We start from the raw sequence: 8,010 nt of genomic DNA, 5'->3' as shown, positions 1-8,010 counted from the left end.
ATGCCGGCGCCGGGCGCGGCATCGTCGTACATGTCGTACGCGGCCAGCTGCGACAGCTCCAGGAACGGCGTGCCGGGGTCGAGCAGCTGCTGCACGCGCTCGCGCGGCAGCAGCTTGCCGCGCGCCAGGTGCTTGTCGCGTGCGGCCGCGCCGCCGCCTTCGGCCAGCTTGGCGATCTTTTCCTGCAGGTCGGCAACCAGGTCCTGCATTGCCTGCGCATTGGTCCTGAACGACTCGGAGCGGGCGTTCAGCTTGGTTTCAATTACCGCCATAGGGGCCTCGGGCAGTCGGTTATCGGTTGTGTGGGGATAATCTCTCGGACCCGGCGCTCAGGCCGTCCTGGATTCATCGAGGTTCAGTTCACGCACCATCTGGTCGCGCATCACGAACTTCTGCACCTTGCCGGTCACGGTCAGCGGCATCTCGTCGACAAAGCGGATATAGCGCGGAATCTTGTAGTGCGCAATCTGGTCGCGGCAGAACGCGCGGATCTCGTCTTCGGTGGCGCTCTCGCCCGGCTTCAGCACGATCCACGCGCACACCTCCTCGCCATACCTGGCATCGGGCACGCCGAACACCTGCACTGCCTGGACCTTGGGATGGCGGAACAGGAATTCCTCGATCTCGCGCGGATAGATGTTCTCGCCGCCGCGGATCAGCATGTCCTTCACGCGGCCGACGATATTGCAGTAACCCTCTTCGTCGATGGTGGCCAGGTCGCCGGTGTGCATCCAGCCGTCGCGGATGGCTTCGGCGGTGCGGGCCTCGTCGTCCCAGTAGCCGAGCATCACCGAATAGCCGCGCGTGCACAGCTCGCCCTTCTCGCCCACCGGCACGGTCGCGCCGGTGGCATCGACGATCTTGATTTCCAGGTGCGGCTGGACCCGGCCCACCGTGGTGGTGCGCTTGTCGAGCGGATCGATGGTGCTGCTCTGAAACGACACCGGGCTGGTCTCGGTCATGCCGTAGGCAATGGTCACCTCGGACATGTTCATCTGCGCCACCACGCGCTTCATGGTCTCGATCGGGCATGGCGAGCCGGCCATGATGCCGGTGCGCAGCGAGGAGAAGTCGTAGCCGGCGAAGCGCGGATGGTCCAGCTGCGCGATAAACATCGTCGGCACGCCGTGCAACGCGGTGCAGCGCTCTTCGCTGACCGCGCGCATGGTGGCCTCGGGGTCGAAGGCCTCGCCCGGGAACACCATCGCCGCGCCGGTCGACACGCACGCCAGCACCGACAGCACCATGCCGAAGCAGTGGTAGAACGGCACCGGGATGCACAGCTTGTCCTGCTCGGAGAAGCGCATCGCCATGGCGATGAAGCGCGCGTTGTTGACGATATTGCGATGCGTCAGCGTGGCGCCCTTGGGGGCGCCGGTGGTGCCGCTGGTGAACTGCACGTTGATCGGGTCATGGCGGTCGAGCTGCGCCGTGATGCGGTCGAGCTCCGTCCGCGCCACGCCGGCGCCGCGCGCCAGCACCTCGGCATAGCGGATCATGCCCGGAGTCTCGCCCTCGCCCATGCGGATCACCCAGCGCAGCGACGGCAGCCGCGCGGCCTGCAGCGCGCCCGGCGCGCTGGTGGCCAGCTCCGGCGCCAGCGCCTGCAGCATCTCGAGGTAGCGCGACGTCTTGAAGGCCTCGGCGGCAACGATGGCCTTGACGCCAACCTTGTTCAGCGCGTATTCCAGCTCCGCCAGCCGGTATGCCGGATTGATGTTGACCAGCACCAGGCCCAGCCGGGCGGTGGCGAACTGCGTCACCAGCCACTCCACCCGGTTCGGCGCCCAGATGCCGACGCGATCGCCCCGGGCCAGGCCGAGCGCGTGCAGCCCGGCCGCCAGCGCATCGATGGCGTCGGCAAACTCGCGCCAGTCCCAGCGCACGCCCTGCTCGCGAAAGACCACGGCCTCGCGTTCCGGGAACGCTGCCACGGTCTGCGCCAGCAGCGCCGGCACGGTCTGCTCGGACAGCGCAATGCTGGTGTCGCCTCGGACGTGCGACAGCCCGCCGATCGGCAGAATGGTGGGAAGCGGCTCTCCCTGCATCTTCATCGTTGTCTCCAAAGCGCGTCGGTTTCGACTTGAGTTGAGCTAAACTCAAGATCACGAATATCGCCGGGGTGATTCGCCCAGTCGGGGTTAACCCCGTGAAGCTGCTGCTAGTGCTGCCGGATGGTCATTCGACTTCCGGTCTCGTCACAGCGGAATGACGAAAAGGTATACGGGCCGGCCGGAAAATTCAACATTAATTTGAGGCTTACTCAACTTCGCGTGAAATGGAGTACGATGTGACGGCATTGCGCGGCAACCGCCTGGTCCGCGCTGCCGCAGTTCCGCACCCCCCAATCGGGGATGCGGCCTATCATTCGCGCTTTCGCCTGCCGGGAACCGCCACCATGGAAGACAACGCCGCCACCCGCCGGATCCCGTCCGGCGCCAGGGCGGAACAACGCATCCGCGACATCCTGCGCGTCAGCCGCGAGGTGTTCGCCGAACTGGGCTACGACAAGACCACCACCACCGAGATTGCCCAGCGCCTGGGCGTGTCGGAGGCCACGGTGTTCACGTACTTCCAAAGCAAGCGCAAGCTGTGCGTGCGGGTCATCGAGGACTGGTACGACGAAATCATCGACGCGGTCGAGCGCGGCATGCCGCGGCACCAGAGCACCAGGGACCAGCTGGCGTTCTACGTGAAGACGCACCTGCGCCTGTTTCTGATCCAGGGCACCGGGCTGTGCGCGCTGGTGTTGTCCGAAGGACGGGCCAAGGGGCCGGACCTCGGGCAGGAGTTCGTGCCGCTGCAGCGCCGCTATACGGCGCCGCTGATGGAACTGCTGGCGCGCGGCCGCGAACATGGCGAGATTCGCGCCGACCTGCCGCTGAGCCTGTTGCGCTCCGCCATCCTGGGGCCGATGGAGCATATCCTGTGGGATGCCATCGCGCGCGAGCGCGAGGTCGATATCGACAAGACCGCCGCGGGCATGGTGGCCCTGCTGTGGCCCGCGCTGCAGCCGGCCAATATCGAGCTGGAAGCGCTGCGCGCGTTCCATGGCGAAGTCGGCGCGGCGTTGCGCAAGCTGGACGGCGCCTGACCCGATCCCCCGGCCAAACCGGCGATTTCCTTGTACGCTGGAGGAGGCATCCACCCCAGCACGGAGATTGCGACATGGCCGTCCAGCTTAACCACACCATCGTCTTCTCTCACGACAAGCAGGCCTCCGCGGACTTCCTGTGCGAGGTCCTGGGCCGTCCGCCAGCCGAGCCGTTCGGCCCCTTCCTCGGCGTGGCGCTAGACAACGGCGTGACCCTCGACTTCATGGACGCGGAAGGCGAGATCGCCATGCAGCACTATGCCTTCCTGGTCAGCGACGCCGAGTTCGACCACGGTTTTGCCCGGGTCCGCGCGCACCGGCTCACGTACTGGGCCGACCCGTACCGGCGGCGCCCCGGCGAGGTCAATACCGATGACGGTGGCCGGCGCATCTATTTCGAGGATCCCAGCAAGCACTTCCTCGAGATCTTCACCAGGGGCTGAAGCCCGCGCGGCCTTGCCGTGCCTTTGGCGAGACAACGGCGGGCGCAGCCTGCGCCGCCCTGCCTTGGTTGATGCGGTTGCGCCTCATAGAATGAAATGGCCTGGTTTCCGCCGCACCCAAGGACCATGCAGACCGCCGCCTATCCCTACCAGCCCGTGCGCGAGCGGCGCACGCTGACCTGCTTCCTGCTGGCCCTGCTCATGCACCTGCTGCTGGGGGCCCTGCTGTACTACGGCGTGCGCTGGCGCAACGCCGTGCCCACCGGCGTCGCGGCGGAACTGTGGGAGCCCGTCCCCGAAGCCACCGCGCCCGAACCTGCCGTCAAGCCGGCGCCGGTGCCGCAGCCCGTCGAGGAAGAAGACGCCGATATCTCGCTGCAGGAAAAGCAGCGCAAGGCCAGGCAGGCCGAGCGCGAGGCCGAGCAGGCGCGGCAGCGTGAAAACCAGGCCCGCGCCGAAGCGGCACGCAAGGATGCGCAACGCAAGGCCTCGGAGGCGCAGCGCCAGGCCAGCAACGCCGAGCGCCAGGCCGAACTGGCCCGCCTGCGCGCGCAGGCCGGCGGTGCCGGCGCCACGGCCAACACCGGGGCCGGTTCCGGCTCGTCGGCCAGGCCGTCCTCGGGCTATGCCGAGCGCGTGCGCCAGCGGGTCAAGCCCAACATCATCTTCGACGAGGATGTCGCCGGCAATCCGGCGGCGGTGGTCGCCGTGCACATGGCGCCCGACGGCTCGCTGCTGTCGACGCGGCTTGCCAAGTCCAGCGGCAATGCCGGCTGGGACAACGCGGTGCTGCGCGCGGTGCAGCGCTCCGATCCGCTGCCGCGCGACAGCAACGGCGTGGCGCCGTCCAATATCCTGATCACGTTCTGGCCCAAGGACGAAGGCGGCTAGGCCGTCGCCGCCCCAGGCGCCCCCGCAACCCGCAGCGGGCGTTATCGCGCCAACCGCGACCCGATAGAACAAAATTCCAATAATTCGCGGTCTACAGGAATAGCATTACAATTCCAGCCTACCTGGAAGGACAAATCGCATGCCTGTGCTACCGCCGGTCCATATCATGAACAGACAAGAACAAGCCGACGAAGCCAGCCATGACGACCGCCTCCCCCGTTACTGCCTCTCCTCTTGCCGCCGCCCGCCCGGCCGGCGCCCCGCTCGACCGGCTGGCGCTAGACCTCGCCGACATCTTCAGCAACAGCGCGCGCCTGGTTGCCAGCCACATCGCGCAGCATCTGCCCGACACCGAAACGCTGCTGGCGGCGTTGCCGCCGGGGGCCTTGCTGGGCTCAGCCGACACCTATACCCGGCACCTGGTCTACGGCGATCCGCTGGAACGCTTCTCGGCCATGGTGCTGGTCTGGCTTCCGGGCCAGGCCAGCCCGGTGCATGGCCACCGCACCTGGTGCGCCTACCGCGTGCTGCGCGGCACGCTGACCGAGCAGCACTACCGGTGGGATCCCGCCAGCCGGCATGCGCACCATGCCAACACCGTCACGCGCAGCGCCGGCGATACCTTCAGCGTGCCGGGCGGCCTGCAGCATATCCACGCGCTCGGCAACGCCAGCGAGGAGATCGCGGTTTCCCTGCATCTCTACGGGGTCAGCCGCGACCATATCGCGACCGGCGTGAACCTGCTGGTGCCCGCCGACGCCTAGCCGACCCGCTTCGCGCCTGGTGCGGGCGCACCCTTTCCACCTGACCGCCACGCGCCATGGACCGCTACGACAAACAGATCCTCGCCCTGCTGCAGGAAGACGCCACCTTGCCGGTGGCGGAAATCGGCGAGCGGGTCGGCCTGAGCTCGACGCCGTGCTGGCGCCGCATCCAGAAGCTGGAGGAAGCCGGCCTGATCCGCAAGCGCGTGGCGCTGCTCGACGCCGCCAAGCTCAATGCAGGCGTCACGGTGTTCGTTTCCGTCCGCACCAGCCAGCACAACGTGAAATGGCTCAAGCAGTTTCACGGACTGGTGTCGTCGATCCCGGAAGTGACCGAGTTCTATCGCATGGCGGGCGACACCGACTACCTGCTGCGCGTGGTGGTGCCGGATATCGCCGCCTACGACAGCGTCTACAAGAAGCTGATCCAGGGCGCCGAGCTGGCCGATGTCAGCTCCAGCTTCGCGATGGAGCAGATCAAGTACACCACCGCGCTGCCGCTGGACTATGCCTGAGGCGGCACTTGGCTGGCCGTAGCGCGGCGGCCCGGTGCGGAATTTCTCGCAATTTCCGCCATGGCAGCGGCTTCTGCCGCGCTTTTCGGCGCATCCTGTTGCAAATACCACGCATTCCGGCAGACTAGCCGCCACGCATTCCGGGCCCGGAACCTGCTGCGACGCAGCAATGGCTGTAGAATATGCGGCCCCTATTCAAACGGCCGCGGCCAACGGTTATCCGCCCCGCCCCCGCCGAACCCCACGCGAGCCTTGACAGCAGGTTGGAATCACGCGCGCCCTCGTGCGCACTGCCGTCGACACGCGATGCACGAAGGAAACAGCAGTCAATGACAAGTGGCGCACAACGAACGGCAGCCAAAACACGAGCAGCAGCAGTCAAGGACAACGGCCAGGCCAGCCCGGCCGCGGCACACACTGATCCGACGGCCGAAGCCGCCGCGCGCAGCCAGCAGCTGCGCGCGCTGATCCAGCTGGGCAGGCAGCGCGGCTACCTGACGCACGCGGACATCAGCGACCACCTGCCCGAGAACTTCACGGATACGGCCGCGATGGAAAGCATCGTCGGCACCTTCGCCGAGATGGGCGTGAAGATCTACGAGCAGACCCCGGATGCCGAGACCCTGCTGCTGAGCGACGGCCCGGTGGTGGCCTCCGACGAGCAGGCCGAAGAGGAAGCCGAGGTGGCGCTGGCCACCGTCGATTCCGAGTTCGGCCGCACCACCGACCCGGTGCGCATGTACATGCGCGAAATGAGCTCGGCCACGCTGCTGACGCGCAAGCAGGAAGTCGAGATCGCCAAGCGCATCGAGGAAGGCCTGAACAACATGGTCCACGCGATCTCGGCGTGCCCGTTCACCGTCGCCGCCATCCTCGAGCTGTCGGCCAAGGTCGCCGCCAACGAGATCGGCATCGACGACGTGGTCGACGGGCTCAGCGACGAGACCATCGCCGAGCCCGCCGCCGCCGCGGATGACGCCGACGACAGCAGCCTCGACAGCGCCGACGAGTCCGACGAAGACGACGACGACAGCGCCGATGAAGGCAGCAGCGCCCAGCAGAGCGCCGAAGCCGACCTGGCCCGGCTGCGCGACGAATGCATGAAGCGCTTCGCGCGCGTCGCCGAGCAGTTCGAGCGCATGCGCGCCGAAAGCGAAGCCGGCCGCGCGGCCGCACCGGCCTTCGCCGCCGCGCGCGACGCGGTGCGCGAGGAGCTGCGCACGATCCGCTTTACCGCCCGCACCATCGAGCGCCTGTGCGCCAACGTCCAGGGCATGGTCGACGAGGTGCGCGCGATCGAGCGCCAGGTGGTGCAGCTGCTGGTCGAGCGCTGCGGCATGGAACGCGAGGACGTCGTCGCGCGCTTCCCCGGCAACGAGACCAATCTCGCCTGGGGCCAGGGCCTGGCCGCCGAAGGCCGCCCCTACAGCGCCGCGGTCGCGCGCGCGCTGCCTGACCTGGAAGCCCACCAGCAGAAGCTGATCGACATCCAGGCCCGCGCGGCGCTGTCGCTGGCCGAGCTGAAGTCAGTCAACCGCAAGATGCTGGCCGCCGAGCGCCAGATGCGCCAGGCCAAGCACGAGATGACGCAGGCCAACCTGCGCCTGGTGATCTCGATCGCCAAGAAATACACCAACCGCGGCATGCAGTTCCTGGACCTGATCCAGGAAGGCAACATCGGCCTGATGAAGGCGGTCGACAAGTTCGAGTACCGCCGCGGCTGGAAATTCTCCACCTACGCCACCTGGTGGGTGCGCCAGGCGGTCACGCGCGCCATCGCCGACCAGGCCCGCACCATCCGCGTGCCGGTGCACATGATCGAGCAGATCAACAAGCTCAACCGCCTGTCGCGCGAGATCATGCAGCAGACCGGCAAGGAACCCGATCCGGCGGTGCTGGCCGAGCGCCTGGACATGACCGAGGACAAGGTGCGCTCGATCATGAAGATCGCCAAGGAGCCGGTGTCGATGGAGACCCCGGTAGGCGAGGACGGCGACACCAGCCTGGGCGACATGATCGCCGACTCGGACACCGCCACGCCCGCCGACGCCGCCCTGCAGGCCGGCCTGCGCGCGGTGGTGCGCGAGATGCTCGACGAGCTCTCGCCGCGCGAAGCCAAGGTGCTGCGCATGCGCTTCGGCATCGACATGTCGACCGACTACACGCTGGAAGAAGTCGGCAAGCAGTTCGATGTCACGCGCGAGCGGATCCGCCAGATCGAAAGCAAGGCGATGAAGAAGCTGCGGCATCCCAGCCGCGCGGACCAGTTGATCACCTATCTGCGCGACGCCTGAGCGGTCCTC

7 protein-coding genes and 1 pseudogene are annotated in these 8,010 nt (G+C 67.4%); 6 read left to right on the top strand and 2 right to left on the bottom strand.

The genetic code is table 11. The annotated features are described in order from the left end of the window. Together U9J39_RS23555 and U9J39_RS23550 are read right to left on the bottom strand one after the other, a co-directional pair. Window positions 1-272 (bottom strand): annotated as a pseudogene (locus tag U9J39_RS23555) (methylcrotonoyl-CoA carboxylase); the annotation flags it as partial. Between the two features lie 57 nt (window positions 273-329). After that, a complete protein-coding gene (locus U9J39_RS23550) occupies window positions 330-2,054 on the bottom strand; it encodes an AMP-binding protein (RefSeq protein WP_326348215.1) in 1,725 nt (574 codons plus the stop codon). Window positions 2,055-2,398: 344 nt separating this feature from the next. Between U9J39_RS23550 and U9J39_RS23545 the strand changes: the two genes are divergently transcribed. The 6 genes from U9J39_RS23545 (at window position 2,399) to rpoD (ending at window position 8,001) form a co-directional block, all read left to right on the top strand. Further along, window positions 2,399-3,094, top strand: a complete 696-nt coding sequence (locus U9J39_RS23545) for a TetR/AcrR family transcriptional regulator (RefSeq protein WP_115711648.1) — start codon at window positions 2,399-2,401, stop codon at window positions 3,092-3,094. Window positions 3,095-3,168: 74 nt separating this feature from the next. Further along, the gene (locus U9J39_RS23540; RefSeq protein ID WP_115709486.1) at window positions 3,169-3,537 is read left to right on the top strand and encodes a VOC family protein; all 369 of its coding nucleotides are present in this window, start codon (window positions 3,169-3,171) and stop codon (window positions 3,535-3,537) included. Window positions 3,538-3,663: 126 nt separating this feature from the next. Further along, window positions 3,664-4,428, top strand: coding sequence for a cell envelope integrity protein TolA (gene tolA, locus U9J39_RS23535; RefSeq protein ID WP_115709484.1), 765 nt, complete (start codon window positions 3,664-3,666; stop codon window positions 4,426-4,428). A gap of 200 nt (window positions 4,429-4,628) precedes the next feature. After that, window positions 4,629-5,192, top strand: a complete 564-nt coding sequence (locus U9J39_RS23530) for a cysteine dioxygenase family protein (protein ID WP_326348214.1) — start codon at window positions 4,629-4,631, stop codon at window positions 5,190-5,192. Window positions 5,193-5,248: 56 nt separating this feature from the next. Next, the gene (locus U9J39_RS23525) at window positions 5,249-5,707 is read left to right on the top strand and encodes an Lrp/AsnC family transcriptional regulator (RefSeq protein WP_326348213.1); all 459 of its coding nucleotides are present in this window, start codon (window positions 5,249-5,251) and stop codon (window positions 5,705-5,707) included. 329 nt (window positions 5,708-6,036) lie between these two features. Beyond that, entirely contained in the window at window positions 6,037-8,001 is a 1,965-nt protein-coding gene (gene rpoD, locus U9J39_RS23520) for an RNA polymerase sigma factor RpoD (protein WP_116312568.1), read from the top strand. The last annotated feature ends 9 nt before the right edge of the window (window positions 8,002-8,010 follow it).

The sequence above is a fragment of the Cupriavidus sp. SS-3 genome, assembly GCF_035818815.1.
In the GTDB taxonomy this organism is placed as follows: Bacteria; Pseudomonadota; Gammaproteobacteria; order Burkholderiales; family Burkholderiaceae; genus Cupriavidus; species Cupriavidus taiwanensis_C.
Note: the sequence above shows the minus strand (reverse complement) of the source record. Positions and strands in the feature narration are given on the sequence as shown.

What these genes read in the sequence shown, in the direction of transcription:
- U9J39_RS23525 (WP_326348213.1), top strand. Translation starts at nt 5,249, where the DNA reads ATGGACCGCTACGACAAACAGATCCTCGCCCTGCTGCAGGAAGACGCC.
- U9J39_RS23540 (WP_115709486.1), top strand. Translation starts at nt 3,169, where the DNA reads ATGGCCGTCCAGCTTAACCACACCATCGTCTTCTCTCACGACAAGCAG.
- U9J39_RS23545 (WP_115711648.1), top strand. Translation starts at nt 2,399, where the DNA reads ATGGAAGACAACGCCGCCACCCGCCGGATCCCGTCCGGCGCCAGGGCG.
- U9J39_RS23550 (WP_326348215.1), bottom strand. Translation starts at nt 2,054, where the DNA reads ATGAAGATGCAGGGAGAGCCGCTTCCCACCATTCTGCCGATCGGCGGG.
- rpoD (WP_116312568.1), top strand. Translation starts at nt 6,037, where the DNA reads ATGACAAGTGGCGCACAACGAACGGCAGCCAAAACACGAGCAGCAGCA.
- U9J39_RS23530 (WP_326348214.1), top strand. Translation starts at nt 4,629, where the DNA reads ATGACGACCGCCTCCCCCGTTACTGCCTCTCCTCTTGCCGCCGCCCGC.
- tolA (WP_115709484.1), top strand. Translation starts at nt 3,664, where the DNA reads ATGCAGACCGCCGCCTATCCCTACCAGCCCGTGCGCGAGCGGCGCACG.